Origin of the sequence: Aquabacterium sp. A7-Y (assembly GCF_026153205.1) — a bacterium.
GTDB lineage: Bacteria > Pseudomonadota > Gammaproteobacteria > Burkholderiales > Burkholderiaceae_C > Caldimonas.
Map to the genome: position 1 here is coordinate 156,300 of NZ_JAPFBW010000005.1, position 13,267 is coordinate 169,566.

Below are 13,267 nucleotides of genomic sequence, written 5' to 3' on the forward strand. Positions count from 1 at the left end.
ACCCTAATGAAAATCCCGGCTTCCGGTGGCGAGTCGGCCCAGCAGCGGTGTCAGGTCCTCGAGCCGGCGCGCCAGCAGATGGGCCACGCCCTCGCGCTGCTGCCACACGCCGTGCACCGCCAGCAGCCGGGCATGCAGCAGCGCCTCGCGGAAGGCCTCGCGCACGCGGGGCCAGACGATCACGTTGACCGAGCCGGTCTCGTCCTCCAGCGACACGAAGACGGTTCCGCCCGCGGTGCCCGGCTGCTGGCGCATCGTCACGATGCCGCAGGCGCGCGCCGCGCGTCCGTCGTCCAGGGCGCTCAAGGCCTGGGCTGACTGCAGGCCGCGCGCGCCCAGCAGCGGCCGCAGCAGCGCCAGCGGGTGGCGACGCAGACTCAGCTTCAGCGCCGCATAGTCGAACACGATCTCCTCGCCTTCGGGCGCCTCGAACAGCTCCAGCGCCTCCTCGCGGATGGTTGCGTCCTGCAGCAGCGCACCCGGCGCCTGCCAGGCCGCCGCCTGCCAGACCTGCTGGCGGCGGTGGCCGGCCAGGCTCCTGAGCGCGTCGCCCGCGGCCAGGCGCCTCAGGTCGGCGGGCTGCAGGCGGGCCCGCCGCGCCAAATCCTGCACATCCTCGAAGGCCCGTTCGCGACGGGCCTCGGCGATGCGCAGCGCCGCCGCCTCGGGCAGGCCGGCCACCAGGGCCAGCCCCAGACGCACCGGCGGCTGCGTGGTCGGCCCGGTGAGGGCCAGGTCCTCCAGCGTGCAGTGGTAGTCGCTCGCCTGCACATCGGGCGGGCGCACTTCGACGCCGTGGCGCCGCGCGTCCTGCACCAGTTGGCCGGGCGAATAAAAGCCCATCGGCTGGGAGTTGAGCAGCGCGGCCAGAAAGGCGGCCGGCTCGTGGCACTTGATCCAGCTGCTGTCATAGGCCAGCAAGGCGAAGGACGCGGCATGGCTCTCGGGGAAGCCGTAGTCGCCGAAACCCTTGATCTGCTCGAACAGCTGCTCGGCGAACTCGGCCTTGTAGCCGCGCTCGGTCATGCCGCGCAGGATCTTGTCGCGGAAGGGCAGCACGTCGCCATGGCGCTTCCAGGCCGCCATCGCGCGGCGCAGCCGGTCGGCCTCGCCCGGCGTGAAGCCGGCGCAGAGGATGCAGAGCTGCATCACCTGCTCCTGGAAGATGGGCACGCCCAGCGTGCGGCCGAGCGCCTCCTCGAGCCCGGGCGAGTCCAGCCGAGGGCGCGGCAGCCCGGCACGGCGGCGCGCCTCGTCCTTCTCGCGGCGCTTGAGGTAGGGGTGCACCATGCCGCCCTGGATGGGGCCGGGCCGCACGATCGCGACCTCCACCACCAGGTCGTAGAACTGGCGCGGTTTCAGGCGCGGCAGCATGCTCTGCTGGGCGCGGCTTTCGATCTGGAACACGCCGATGGTGTCGGCGCGGCAGATCATCTCGTAGGTGGCCGGGTCCTTGTCGGGAATGTCCTGGAGCCGGAACGGCCGGCCGCGCCGCTGGCCGATGAAGTCGAGCGCGCGCCGCAGCACGCTGAGCATGCCCAGCGCCAGCACGTCGACCTTCATCAGGCCCAGGGCATCCAGGTCGTCCTTGTCCCACTCGATCACCGAGCGGTCCTTCATCGCGGCGTTCTCGATCGGCACGATGCGGCTGAGCTTGCCGCGCGCGATGACAAAACCGCCGGTGTGCTGGCTCAGGTGACGCGGAAAACCTCGCAGCTGCTGCGTCAGCTCGATCCACTGCAGCACGCGGCGGTCGCGCACGTCCAGGCCGTGGGCGGCCAGGCGCTCGGCCATCACGTCCAGGCTGTCCCACCAGTGGTGGTCCTTGGCCAGCAGGTCGATGGCGGCGGCCTCGAAACCCAGCGCCTTGCCGACGTCGCGGATCGCGCTGCGCGAGCGGTAGCTGATCACCGTGGCGGTCAGCGCGGTGCGCTCGCGGCCGTATTTCGCGTAGAGGTACTGGATCACCTCCTCGCGCCGCTGGTGCTCGAAGTCGACATCGATGTCGGGCGGCTCGTCGCGCTCCTTGCTGATGAAACGCTCGAACAGCAGGTCGGCACGCGCCGGGTCGATCTCGGTGATGCCGAGGCAGTAGCAGACCGCCGAGTTGGCCGCCGAGCCGCGGCCCTGGCAGAGGATGCCCAGCGAGCGGGCCTGGCTGACGATGTCGTAGACGGTCAGGAAGTACTTCTCGTAGCCCTTGTGGGCGATGATCTCCAGCTCCTTCTCGATCTGGGCCTCGACCTTGCCGGGCAGGCCGGCGGGGAAACGCAGGCGCGCGCCCTCGAAGGTTTTCCGGCGCAGGAAGGACGCCGGCGTCTCGCCGGGCGGCACCACTTCCTCCGGGTACTCGTAGCGCAATTCATCCAGCCGGAAGCGGCAGCGCGCCGCCACCTCCTCGGTGGCCTGCAGCAGGTCGTCCGGGTAGAGCTGCGCCAGCCGCAGCCGCGAGCGCAGGTGGCGCTCGGCATTGGGCTGCAGCGCGGTGCCGCACTCGGCCACCGGCCGGCCCAGGCGGATCGCGGTCAGCACGTCCTGCAGCGGCTTGCGCGAGCGCAGGTGCATGTGCACGTCGCCCGCCGCCACCAGCGGCACGCCACCGAGCCGGCTCACCTCGCGCAGCTTGTGCAGCCAGCCGGCATCGTCGGCCTGCTGCAGCAGCTCCACCGCGAGCCAGCCGCGCCCCTCGAAGTGCTGCCTGAGCCAGCAGGCCTGGGCGAAGACGTTCTCGAAGCTGGCCTCGCGTCCGGGGGCGAGCAGCACCACGCAGTCGCCCAGCGCTGCGCCCGAGACCTCGCTCCAGTCCAGCCGGTAGCTGCCCTTGGGGCTGGCGCGGCGCAGCCGCGTGATGAACTCGCTCAGGTTGCCGTAGCCCTCGCGGGTGCATGCCAGCACCACCAGCCGGAAAGGCGACGCGGCCTGCACGGCGAACTCGCTGCCGGTCAGCAGGCGCAACGACGGCTCGGGCAGCCCCTGCTCGCGGGCCTGCTGCTGCAGGTCCTGCAGCGCCTGCCAGGCGCGCACCACGCCGGCCAGCGAGCATTCGTCGGTCAGCGCCAGCGCGCTATAGCCGAGTGCCTCAGCGCGCTCGACCAGCTCGCCGGGGTGCGAGGCGCCGCGCTGGAAGCTGAAGTTGCTGAGGCAGTGCAGCTCGGCATAGGCCGGCAGCCGACCGGACGGCGCCCCGCCATCCTCCACCCGGACGTTCATCCGAACACCCCATGCAGGAACCAGCCGCTGTGCCCCGGACCGGGGGTCGCCGCGCCGACTCCCTCGCGGTAGACCCAGAGCAGCCCGGCCCGCTCGCTCCAGGCGATGAAGTAGTCGCGCGCCACCGCCCCCGGCCCGCCCTGAACTTCCCACCAGCCGGCCTCGACGCGATGCGGCCCGCTGAGCAGTTGCAGGGGCGCGCCGGCATGCTGGGGCCGCTCCCGCTTGAGCGGCAGCGGCAGGGGCTCACGCACCAGCCAGCCGGGCTGCGGCGCACGCGAGGGCGCCGCCTCCGTCGGCAGCGCAGCGGGAGGCTGCCAGGCGTCGGCCGGCAGCCAGCGCTGCATCGCCTCCGGCCGGTGGTCGGACTGCGGCACCGGCCGCAGCACCCGCTCGGCGCCGAAGCGGGCCGTCAGGCGCTCGACCAGCTGGGCCAGCGACTCGCCCTGTTCGCGGGGGGTGAGGCGGCCGGCCTCCAGGGGCAGCGTGCGGGTGCCGGACGCCAGCGGCTCGGTCGCGTCGGCCCGCAAGCCCAGCTCGCCCACCGGCCCGGCCAGCGCGACGCGGGCCAGCAGCTCGCCGAGCAGGCGGCAGAGGTGCTCGGGATCGCGGGTGGTCTCGGCGGTGCGCAGCTCCAGCTCGCCGGCGTCGTCCACGCCGGGGCGATGGAAATCGTGTCGCCAGCGCAGCACGCAGCGCCGCACGCCCGCCTGGCGTGCCGCCAACCAACCGCACAGCTGCAGGAGCAGGCGGCGCGCAGCGAACATCAGCGCGCCGGCCTCCTCGATCCGGCCGGGCAGTTCCAGCCGGGCGTCGAAGACCTCGGGCAAGGCCAGCCAGTCGCAGCGCTCGGGCCGCTCGCCATAGGCCTGGTCGAGCGCCTCGAGCAGCTCGGCGCCGCAGCGTCGGGCCAGGCCGGCCCGCGGCAGCGCGCGCAAGTCGCCGAGACGGCGGCAGCCCAGGCGTTCGAGCAGGCCCTCGTGCCACCCGGTCGCGCTGAGGGCGCTCAGCGGGGCCGCGTCGAGCCGGGCGACCCAGCCGCGCGGGGCGGCCCCGCCCGGCTCCGCGCGTTGCGCACCGACCGGAACACGCCGGCCGGCCCGGGCAAGGGCCAGCGCTGCCAGCGCGGTCGGCGCCCGCGCCACCGCGACGCAGCCCAGCTCGCGCGCCTCGGGGCCGACACGCTTGAGCAGCGCCCGCGCGCCGCCGAACAGCCGCAGGCTGGCGTGCACCTCCAGCAGCACCGCTTCGTCGAGCAGGCAGACCCGCGGTGTGAACTGCAGCGCCCACCAGCCCACCGCGAGCTGCTGCTGCGGGTCCTGGGCCGCCGGCGCGGACCCGGCCGGGCCGGGCTCACGCGGGGACGACGACGCGGGGCACAGCAGCGCGAGCCAGTAGGGCATCGGCCAACTCCTCGGATGGCGAGCGCGCCATCGCGCCGGAGGCCGCCGCGACGCCGGCGCGTTCGTTCAGCAGGCTGGCGCGCAGCTTGACGGCCATCGCGGGCGCCAGGCCCGGCGGCAGGGCCGGCAGCTCCAGCGTCTCATGGCAGGGCGGGCCGCGGCGCTTGAGCAGCCGCACCCGCAGGCTCCAGGCCCGGCCCGGCGCGACGTGCAGGCGCAGCGGGGCGGCCGAGGCCTGTGGCGGCTCGGCCCCAGGTCGGAACACGAAAAGCGGTGTCCCGGCCGACTGGGCCTGGGTCTGCAGACGCCGCAGCGCCTCGGGCCGGACTTGCGGCAGCCAAGCCAGCACGGCCCCCGCGTCGCGGCAGTGCAAGGCCTGCTCGACCGCCCACAAGGCCTGCGGGCCGGAGACCCCCGAGACCCACAGCAAGCGCCCGCAGGCCAGGCCCGCCGCCTGGAGGGCGGGCAGATGGGGCTGCAGCGCCGTCTCCACGGGAGCGCTGGCGCCCACCAGCACCAGCGTTCGGCCGCCCTCGCACAGGCGCGGCAGGCCGGGGCCGAGCAGGCGCCACTCGCAGGCGGCACCGGGCGGAAGCAGCACTTCCGTCAGCGATCGGCTGGGCCAGCCGCCGCCGGGCAGTTCGGCATCGAGCATGGCATGGCCGGTCGGCAGCGCCGGCTCGCTGCCCTCGGCGAGCTGGTCGCCCCGCCACATGACCGGGCCGAGACGGCGCTGCAAGACGTCCAGCGACAGCCGCGCAGGTTCCGGCGCAGCCGCGTCCGGGACGGTCGGAGAGAGGAAGGTCGGGTCCTGCCCGGAGGTGGATGCGGACATGGCGGCACAGCGGATACTGTATATATAAACAGTATACGACCGACCGCCGTGGCCGGCGAGACCCGCGGCCTCGCTCGCAGGGGCGAAAGGGGCAATGGGACCGCACGGTGGCGGTCCGTCCTGTGCCCCGGGCCGGCCTCAGCGTGGCGCCAGGATCTGCCCGAGCCGGTCGGGCGTGCCGGCGATGCGCTCCAGACGCGGATAGCGCAGGCCGCCGCGGTACTCCACGCGGGCGATGTGGTAGCGGTCGCCCTGCTGGAGCAGCAGCTCGATCGGCGCCGTGTCCTGCCCGCGCGCCGCGGTGATGGCCTGCTGCAGCACCTCGGGCTTGTAGGCGCGCAGGTTGACGGCGAGCAGCTTCATCCCGGGCGCAACGCCGGCACTGAAGGCCGGCCCCTCCCAGGCGACTTCGGCCAGGGTGCCGTCCTCGCGGATCAACAGCCCGATGGAATAGAGCAGGTTCGTCACCTTGGCCTGCCCCTCCTCGGCCTTGAAAAACGGGCTCGGCTTGTCGTCGTAGACCAGCTTCCAGCCGGCGCGCGCCAGGCCGTCCAGCGGCGCCACGGGCTCGTTGCTGTCCAGGCGCCGGCGCAGGAAGGCGGCCCAGTCGTGCGGCTGCACCTCGTTGAGCGTGCGCACCACATCCTCGAAGGTGTAGGTGAGTGGCTCGATGCGACCGTCCTCGACACCGAAAAAGCGCTTGGCGAAGTCGTCCAGTGAACGCTTGCCGCCGGAGCGCTCCCGGATCAGCGTGTCGACATCGAGCCAGATCAGCGTGGCTTCGTCGTAGTAGTCGCGCATGCGTTGCCAGTCGGGCCAGTCCTTGGGCCGGCGCGCACTCATCAGGTTGTCCTGGGTGGTGTCCTGCAGGTTGCGCCAGCGCCGCCCGCTGCGGTGGTCGAACACCGCAGCGAGCTGGGCCAGCGCATCGCGCCCCTGCTCGACCGTCGCCAGCCCGCTGCGCACGGTCAGCATGTGGCCCCAGTACTGCGTCTGGCCTTCGTAGACCCACAGCAGGCTGGTGCGCATCGGCACGTTGTAGGTCGGCGTCCAGAGCTCGGCCGGACGGCGGAACTTGCCGTTCCACGAGTGCACGTACTCGTGCGGCAGCAGGTCGCGAGACTCGATGCTCTTGTCCCAGTCCTTGAAATACCCGGGCTTGACCGCGTTTTCGCTCGACTGGTGGTGCTCCAGCCCGATGCGCCCGAAACTGTCGCTCAGTGCCAGCAGGAAGTCGTAGTGCCCGAAGTGGCGCGCGCCGAACAGCAGGTCGGCCTGCCTCACCAGCTGGCGATGCGCGGCCAGCTGCGTTTCGCTCGCGTTGAGCTGCTCGGGCTCGTCGGCGACGATATTCAGCATCACCGGGCGCGCCCGGCCCGGCGCGTCCAGCGGCACACGTTTCATGTGACGGCCGGCGAAGACCGGGGCATCGACCAGGGTCTCCAGGTTCACCTCGCCATAACGCACCCAGCCCTCGCCGTCGGGCTGCGGCGCGCTGCCGTCAGGGGCGCGCAGGGCGGCGGCCTGCTGCCAGCCGGGCGGCAGCCGCAGGCTGGGCCGCACCGCGATGCGGCGGGTGTAGTGCCCGGCCGGGTAGACCACCACGGTCTCCCATTGCAGCCCCAGGATGGAGTGGCTGATCGCCACCCGCCCCGAGCGCTCGCCGAGCGGCGACAGGTGCTGGAACTCGAGGTCCAGCGTGGTGCCGCCGAGGGGTACCTCGAGGTGGAAGGCGAAGGGATCGAGCGGGTCGCGTGTCCAGGGCACCGGCTGCCCGGCCGCGTCCGAAATCTTCAAACCCGCCAGGAAGTTGACGTCGCCCGAGGGACCGTGGGTGCCGGGCAGCCAGCGCGGGTAGAGCAGGGTCAGCGGTCCGGCGGCGGCCGGCAGGCGCTGTCGCACCCGCACCACACGGCGCTGCAGGTCGCTGGCGTCGACCTGCAACTCGATCACGCCGGGGTAAGGCGTGTCCTGAGGGTCGGCGACGGCCCGCAGGCGATCGCGGGCGGGGGTATCGGGGCCGGCGGCGGCCACGGCGTGCAAGGTCCAGAGGCCGGCCGCCAGCAGCAGCGCGACGAGTGAAACAGGTTTCATGACGGCGCAACGAAATGGAGGAAGCCCGACGATAGAGGGAGTCCGGGCGTCGCCGCGTCTGTAGATGTTTACAGGCTCAGGGCCGCCCGCTCCGCTGCGGCACCGCGCGCGCTGGAACAAGGTTTGCACGCCATGTGGGTCGCAAGGCCGCCTGGATTTCGCGCCGTTCGGCCGCCCTCGGCGGAACCTTGATAGCTTTATCGAATCACATCAGGAGTTGCAATGTTGTTCACCCGCCTTTAGCACTCTGTATCATCGAGTGCTAGCATTCAGGGAACAAAAGGAGGTTCTGGGATGTCTATGGCTTCTATGAACGTCTCACCCGCTCACGCCCTTGCCGTCCGTGACCCCTGGGCCCTGGTGCCCTCGCTGGGGAACCTGGACGCCTATATCTCCGCGGTCAACCGGCTGCCGATGCTGACGCTCGAAGAAGAGCAGAGCTACGCTCGCAAGTTCCGCGAGCACAACGACTTGCAGGCCGCCGGCAAGCTGGTGCTGTCGCACTTGCGTCTCGTGGTGTCGGTCTCGCGCCAGTACCTGGGTTACGGCCTGCCGCACGGCGACCTGATCCAGGAAGGCAATGTCGGCCTGATGAAGGCCGTCAAGCGTTTCGACCCGGACCAGGGCGTGCGCCTGGTCAGCTACGCGCTGCACTGGATCAAGGCCGAAATCCACGAGTACATCCTGAAGAACTGGCGCATGGTCAAGGTCGCGACGACCAAGGCCCAGCGCAAGCTGTTCTTCAACCTGCGCTCGATGAAACAGAGCCTGAAGGAAGAGGCAAGCGACGCCGAGGTGCACCGCAGCACCCTGACCGACCGCGAGATCGAGGCGGTGGCGCGCGAGCTGAACGTCAAGCGCGAAGAGGTTGCCGAGATGGAAACCCGGCTCTCGGGCGGCGACGTCGCGCTGGAGCCCAGCGTCGACGACGGCGAGGAAAGTTACGCGCCGATCGCCTACCTGGCCGACGAAAGCAGCGAGCCGACCCGGGTGATGGAGTCGCAGCGCCGCGACGTGCTGGCCAGCGACGGCATCACCAGCGCGCTCAACGCGCTGGACGACCGCAGCCGCCGCATCGTCGAGGAGCGCTGGCTCAAGGTCAACGACGACGGCTCGGGCGGCATGACGCTGCACGAGCTGGCGTCGGAATACGGTGTCAGCGCCGAGCGCATCCGCCAGATCGAAGTGGCCGCGATGAAAAAGATGCGCAAGTCGCTCGGCGAGTACGCCGCCTGAAGCGGTCGCCGGCAAGCACCAAGCCGCCCACGGGCGGCTTTGCTTTTTGGGGGATCCGCGGACCGGATCAGGCGGGCAGCAGTTGCCTCAGGTCCGAGGCCAGCGCCTCGGCACCGCCTCCATGGCGTGCGAACAGCCGGATGCGGCCCTCGGTGTCGAAGACGTACACCCCGGCGGTGTGGTCCATCGTGTAGGACTCCGGGTTGGTCTTGCCCGGCACCTTGGCATAGAACACCTTGAACTCCTTGGCCACGGCCGCGGTCTGCTCCGGCGTGCCGCGCAGGGCCAGGAAGCTGGGGTCGAAGCCGCTCATGTAGGCCTTGAGCAGCTCGGGCGTGTCGCGCTCGGGATCCACCGTGACGAACAGGCCCTGCAGCTTGTCGCCCTGCGGGCCCAAGGCCTGCTTGACCTGGGCCAGCTCGGCCAGCGAAGTGGGGCAGACGTCGGGGCACTGGGTGAAGCCGAAAAACACCGCCACCAGCTTGCCCTTGAAATCGGCCAGCGTGCGCTGCTTCCCGTTGTGATCGGTCAGCGAGAAGTCGCGCGCATAGCCGGCGCCAGTGATGTCGATGCTGTTGAACTTCGCGCCTTGTGCCGGAGCGGCCGCGCCGGGGCCGCGGTCGCAGGCGGCCAGCAGCGTTGCGGCGGCACCGAGCAGCAGGAGGGATCGACGTTTCATGGCAGCCAGGGCCTCGTGTAGTGGTCCACCAGCAGCGCCGCAAACAGCAGCGCCAGGTGCAGGATGGAAAAGCGGAATGTGCGCCGCGCCAGCTGGTCCGAATACTGGCGCCACAGACGCCAGCCGTAGGCGATGAACCAGCCGCCCAGCACGATCGCCGCCGCCAGGTAGATCCAGCCGCTCATCCCGTAGACGAAAGGCAGCAGCGTCGCGGCGAACAGCACGAAGGTATAGAGCAGCACATTGAGCCGGGTGAACTCCGAGCCATGGGTGACCGGCAGCATCGGCAGGCCCGACTTGCGGTAGTCCTCGGCGCGGTAGAGCGCCAGGGCCCAGAAATGCGGCGGAGTCCACAGGAAGATGATGAGGAACAGCATCAGCGCCTCGGGCCCGACCTCACCGCGCAGCGCGGCCCAGCCCAGCACAGGCGGCATCGCGCCCGAGGCGCCGCCGATCACGATGTTCTGCGGCGTCAGCGGCTTCAGCACCACGGTGTAGATCACGGCGTAGCCGACGAAGGTGGCGAAGGTCAGCCACATCGTCAGCGGGTTCACCAGCAGGTAGAGCAGCGCCATGCCCAGGCCGCACAGCACCGCCGAGAACAGCAGCGTCTGGGTGTTGGTCAGCTCGCCCTTGGCGGTGGGCCGCCAGGCGGTGCGCTGCATCTTCGCGTCGATGCGCTGCTCCACCAGGCAGTTGAAGGCCGCGGCAGCGCCTGCGACGAGCCAGATGCCGACCGTGGCGGCCAGCGCCGGACGCCACTCGGGCAGCCCCGGCACGGCGAGGAACATGCCGATGACGGCGCAGAACACGATGAGTTGCACCACACGCGGCTTGGTCAGTGCATAAAACTGCGCGACACGTGAAGGCGGCGGGTGGGAGCTGGCGATCGTTGCAGGCATGGCGGTCATCGTGAAGGCATGGATTCTAGGGGGCCCGCCGGGGCGCGGCCGGGTCGCAGAGCGGCCGCTTCGCGCGGGACCAGGTGGGACCGTGCCAGCACGACGGTCAGCACGCCGATCAGCAGGGCCGCGCCCGCGGTGTGCAGCACGGCCGCGGGCAGGGGCCAGCCCAGCACGACGTTGCTGATGCCAGTCGCCGCCTGCCACAGCGCGCAGCCGACCAGCGCCCAGGCATAACGCCGGGCCTGCGGCGCGAGACGGCCGGCCGCGTGCAGCCGCCACGCCAGCAGCCCGAGGGCGAGGAACACCGCGTAGGCCGTGAGGCGATGGGTGTAGTGGATCGCGGTCAGCGCCGCGAAGGGCAGAAAACCGCCGTCGCGGCCGGCGCCCAGTTCCCGCACGATCGCGAAGCCGTGCTCGAAGTCCATCTCGGGCCACCAGCCGCCCTGGCAGGTCGGGAAGTCGGTGCAGGCCAGCACCGCGTAATTGGTGCTGACCCAGCCGCCCAGCGCGATCTGCAGCCAGGACAGCGCATACACGAGCCAGACCCCGGTACGCAGGCCCTGCCGCAGCCCCAGGGCCTTGCCCCGGTAGAACTGGGCCTGGGCGGCCAGCAGCGCGAGCAGCACCAGGCCGCCGAGCAGGTGGGCGGTCACGATGGCGGGATAGAGCTTCCAGGTCACGGTGAGCGCGCCAAAGGCCCCCTGGATGCAGACCCAGACCAGCGTGGCCGTGGCCCACCAGGGAGACAGGGGCTGGTGGCGGCTGGCCAGCCAGCTCGCAACGGCCAGCACGGTGATCAGCACGCCCACACCGGTGGCCAGGTAGCGGTGCACCATCTCGATCCAGGCCTTGCGGTGGGTCACCGGCCCGGTCGGCATCTCGGCCTCGGCGGTACTGATCTCCTGGTGGGCACCGAAGGGACTGGCCTGGCCGTAGCAGCCGGGCCAGTCCGGGCAGCCGAGGCCCGAATCGGTCAGCCGCGTGAAGGCACCGAAGAGGATCAGGTCAAAGGTCAGGAACAAGGTCAGCAGGGTCAGCGCGCTCAGCCGCCGGCCTGGCTCGCCGCCGCGATGCCGCAGCCACACCCAGGCCAGCGGCCCGAGCGCCAGCACGACGCCCAGCAGCGCCATGCGCAGCACCGGTGTCAGGTCGTAGAGAGCGGGACCGTCCATCGCCCTAGTCCCGCCCCGCGCGGTCCCAGTGCTGCGAGGCGCGCAGCAGCTTGACCAGGTCGCGCTTGATCTTCGTGGGGTCCGCATCGGCGGGGAAACGCATCATCCAGTTGCCGATCGGATCGACCACGTAGAGATGGTCCTCGAGCTGCTGCCCTTCCGCCGGTGCCAACCAGCGCGCCAGCTCTTCGCGCGCGACGCGCAGCACCTGGGCCCCCTCGATGCCCCGCAGCACCTCGGGCCGCACCGGGCCCGCATCGGTGACGAACCAGACCTTGTCCAGCCGGTCGCGGTCGCGCCCCAGGGTCTCGCGCAGCTGGCGCTGCAGGTAAAGGCGGCGCTCACAGCCGGCGTCGCAGCTGGCAGGCGCCGCCGTCACCAGCAGCCATTGATCCTTCAGGCTGGCCGCCTCGACCGGCTTGCCGTCCAGCGTGCTGAGCGCGAACGCCGGCAGCGGCCGCTGCGGGCTGATCAGCACCCCGTAGTTGGTGCGGCCCTGCGGGCGGATCACGTAATAGGTGAAGTAGGACGCGATCACCGGCGAGGCGCACACCAGCAGCACCAGCAGCATCTTGATGCGCCCGATGCGCGTGCGCCTGCTGTCCTCGACATCGAGGCGGGGCAGGCTGTGCACGGTGAAGTTGAGCGGCTCGGCCGCGCCGTGTTCAGCGGGCGCGATGGAGTCGCGGCCGAAGGAGTTGGAACCAGACATACAGACCTGTCATCAGCGCACTCATGGCGAACCACTGGAAGGCATAGCCATGGTGCTTGTGAACGTCCACCGCGGCCTGGGGCCAGTCGCGCGACAAGCCGTCGGGGGCAGCACCGGCCGGCGCGACCTCGACGAGCGAGACGGGCCACAGGCGCGTGCGGATCTCCCCCTCGAACGCGGAGACATCGAGATTTTGCCGGATGGGCCCGCTGGCGGCGCCGGCGAACTCGTATAGCTTGACCGGCGGCGGGGCAATGCGGCCACGGACGCTGACGACGCCGGCGGGCGTGACCAGCGAGGGCAGCCGGGTCCGGTCGCGCACATCGCGCGGCACCCAGCCGCGCTGCACCAGCACCGCATCCTGCCGGCCCAGCGGACGCAGCGGGGTGACCACGTAGAAGCCGGGGCGGCCGTACATCTGCCGGTTGTCGAGGAAGACCGTGTGCTCGGACAGCCACTCGCCGCGCAGCGTCGCCGGCCGCCAGTGCATCGCAACCGCCGCCTCGGGCTCCACGCTGTTGAGGTCCACCGACGGCCGTCCGGCCTGCGCCTGCAGCGCAGCCTGCAGCGCTTCCTTCTGTGCCGCCCGGTCGAGCTGCCAACGGCCCAGCGAGGCAGTGAGGGCCACGCCCGTCACGGTCGCAAGCAGCACCACCCGGCGGCGCCACGCCGGCCTTGCTGCAAATGTCGTCATCGCCAGGGGCCGCGCGGGCCGGGTGGGATAATCGCTGACATGAAACTCCTCATCGGCCTGGCCTTCTTGCTCATCATCGGCAGCCTCGCGTCGGCGCTCGTCTTCATGATGCGCGATGGCCGCGACGGCAAGCCGAAGACCAACAACATGGTGCGCGCACTCGCACTGCGGGTCGGATTTTCCATCCTGCTGTTCGTCTGCATCCTGGTCAGCTACAAGATGGGGTGGATACAGCCGACCGGGCTGCCGGTGGTCCGCTGAGATCCGCCGGGCCCGGACCCACAGCCGCAAAACAAAACAAAACGCCGCATCCGCGGCGTTTTTTCA

11 protein-coding genes are annotated in these 13,267 nt (G+C 71.0%); 2 read left to right on the plus strand and 9 right to left on the minus strand.

Annotated features, from left to right (window positions below; translation table 11 throughout):
* Window positions 1-3: 3 nt before the first annotated feature.
* The 4 genes from OOT46_RS06005 to OOT46_RS06020 all read right to left on the minus strand — a co-directional run bounded on the left by OOT46_RS06005 (window position 4) and on the right by OOT46_RS06020 (window position 7,542).
* The gene (locus OOT46_RS06005; RefSeq protein ID WP_265402682.1) at window positions 4-3,210 is read right to left on the minus strand and encodes an error-prone DNA polymerase; all 3,207 of its coding nucleotides are present in this window, start codon (window positions 3,208-3,210) and stop codon (window positions 4-6) included.
* Window positions 3,207-4,613 (minus strand): Y-family DNA polymerase, encoded by a 1,407-nt coding sequence (locus OOT46_RS06010; RefSeq protein WP_265402683.1) that lies wholly within the window; start codon window positions 4,611-4,613, stop codon window positions 3,207-3,209. The genes OOT46_RS06005 and OOT46_RS06010 overlap by 4 nt, the downstream gene beginning before the upstream one ends.
* Window positions 4,564-5,448, minus strand: a complete 885-nt coding sequence (imuA, locus tag OOT46_RS06015; protein ID WP_265402684.1) for a translesion DNA synthesis-associated protein ImuA — start codon at window positions 5,446-5,448, stop codon at window positions 4,564-4,566. Before imuA ends, OOT46_RS06010 begins: the two co-directional genes overlap by 50 nt.
* Before the next feature lie 138 nt (window positions 5,449-5,586).
* On the minus strand, window positions 5,587-7,542 hold the full coding sequence (locus OOT46_RS06020; RefSeq protein ID WP_265402685.1) for a M61 family metallopeptidase: 1,956 nt from the start codon (window positions 7,540-7,542) through the stop codon (window positions 5,587-5,589).
* 300 nt (window positions 7,543-7,842) lie between these two features.
* Between OOT46_RS06020 and rpoH the strand changes: the two genes are divergently transcribed.
* Window positions 7,843-8,778, plus strand: coding sequence for an RNA polymerase sigma factor RpoH (gene rpoH / locus OOT46_RS06025; RefSeq protein ID WP_265402770.1), 936 nt, complete (start codon window positions 7,843-7,845; stop codon window positions 8,776-8,778).
* 67 nt (window positions 8,779-8,845) lie between these two features.
* On the opposite strand, the gene OOT46_RS06030 is transcribed toward rpoH, so the two are convergent.
* The 5 genes from OOT46_RS06030 to OOT46_RS06050 are packed head-to-tail and all read right to left on the minus strand — an operon-like array spanning window position 8,846 to window position 12,940.
* Complete coding sequence (locus OOT46_RS06030; protein WP_265402686.1) at window positions 8,846-9,457, minus strand: SCO family protein; 612 nt, start codon at window positions 9,455-9,457, stop codon at window positions 8,846-8,848.
* A complete protein-coding gene (gene cyoE / locus OOT46_RS06035; RefSeq protein ID WP_416136155.1) occupies window positions 9,454-10,359 on the minus strand; it encodes a heme o synthase in 906 nt (301 codons plus the stop codon). Before cyoE ends, OOT46_RS06030 begins: the two co-directional genes overlap by 4 nt.
* A 5-nt stretch (window positions 10,360-10,364) precedes the next feature.
* The gene (locus OOT46_RS06040) at window positions 10,365-11,534 is read right to left on the minus strand and encodes a COX15/CtaA family protein (protein ID WP_265402688.1); all 1,170 of its coding nucleotides are present in this window, start codon (window positions 11,532-11,534) and stop codon (window positions 10,365-10,367) included.
* 4 nt (window positions 11,535-11,538) lie between these two features.
* Window positions 11,539-12,246, minus strand: coding sequence for an SCO family protein (locus OOT46_RS06045; RefSeq protein WP_265402689.1), 708 nt, complete (start codon window positions 12,244-12,246; stop codon window positions 11,539-11,541).
* A complete protein-coding gene (locus OOT46_RS06050) occupies window positions 12,200-12,940 on the minus strand; it encodes an SURF1 family protein (RefSeq protein WP_265402690.1) in 741 nt (246 codons plus the stop codon). The genes OOT46_RS06045 and OOT46_RS06050 overlap by 47 nt, the downstream gene beginning before the upstream one ends.
* A gap of 39 nt (window positions 12,941-12,979) precedes the next feature.
* Between OOT46_RS06050 and OOT46_RS06055 the strand changes: the two genes are divergently transcribed.
* Window positions 12,980-13,201, plus strand: a complete 222-nt coding sequence (locus OOT46_RS06055; protein WP_265402691.1) for a twin transmembrane helix small protein — start codon at window positions 12,980-12,982, stop codon at window positions 13,199-13,201.
* The last annotated feature ends 66 nt before the right edge of the window (window positions 13,202-13,267 follow it).

What these genes read in the sequence shown, in the direction of transcription:
- imuA (WP_265402684.1), bottom strand. Translation starts at nt 5,448, where the DNA reads ATGTCCGCATCCACCTCCGGGCAGGACCCGACCTTCCTCTCTCCGACC.
- OOT46_RS06005 (WP_265402682.1), bottom strand. Translation starts at nt 3,210, where the DNA reads ATGAACGTCCGGGTGGAGGATGGCGGGGCGCCGTCCGGTCGGCTGCCG.
- OOT46_RS06020 (WP_265402685.1), bottom strand. Translation starts at nt 7,542, where the DNA reads ATGAAACCTGTTTCACTCGTCGCGCTGCTGCTGGCGGCCGGCCTCTGG.
- OOT46_RS06055 (WP_265402691.1), top strand. Translation starts at nt 12,980, where the DNA reads ATGAAACTCCTCATCGGCCTGGCCTTCTTGCTCATCATCGGCAGCCTC.
- OOT46_RS06045 (WP_265402689.1), bottom strand. Translation starts at nt 12,246, where the DNA reads ATGTCTGGTTCCAACTCCTTCGGCCGCGACTCCATCGCGCCCGCTGAA.
- rpoH (WP_265402770.1), top strand. Translation starts at nt 7,843, where the DNA reads ATGGCTTCTATGAACGTCTCACCCGCTCACGCCCTTGCCGTCCGTGAC.
- OOT46_RS06040 (WP_265402688.1), bottom strand. Translation starts at nt 11,534, where the DNA reads ATGGACGGTCCCGCTCTCTACGACCTGACACCGGTGCTGCGCATGGCG.
- OOT46_RS06010 (WP_265402683.1), bottom strand. Translation starts at nt 4,613, where the DNA reads ATGCCCTACTGGCTCGCGCTGCTGTGCCCCGCGTCGTCGTCCCCGCGT.
- OOT46_RS06030 (WP_265402686.1), bottom strand. Translation starts at nt 9,457, where the DNA reads ATGAAACGTCGATCCCTCCTGCTGCTCGGTGCCGCCGCAACGCTGCTG.
- cyoE (WP_416136155.1), bottom strand. Translation starts at nt 10,359, where the DNA reads ATGCCTGCAACGATCGCCAGCTCCCACCCGCCGCCTTCACGTGTCGCG.
- OOT46_RS06050 (WP_265402690.1), bottom strand. Translation starts at nt 12,940, where the DNA reads ATGACGACATTTGCAGCAAGGCCGGCGTGGCGCCGCCGGGTGGTGCTG.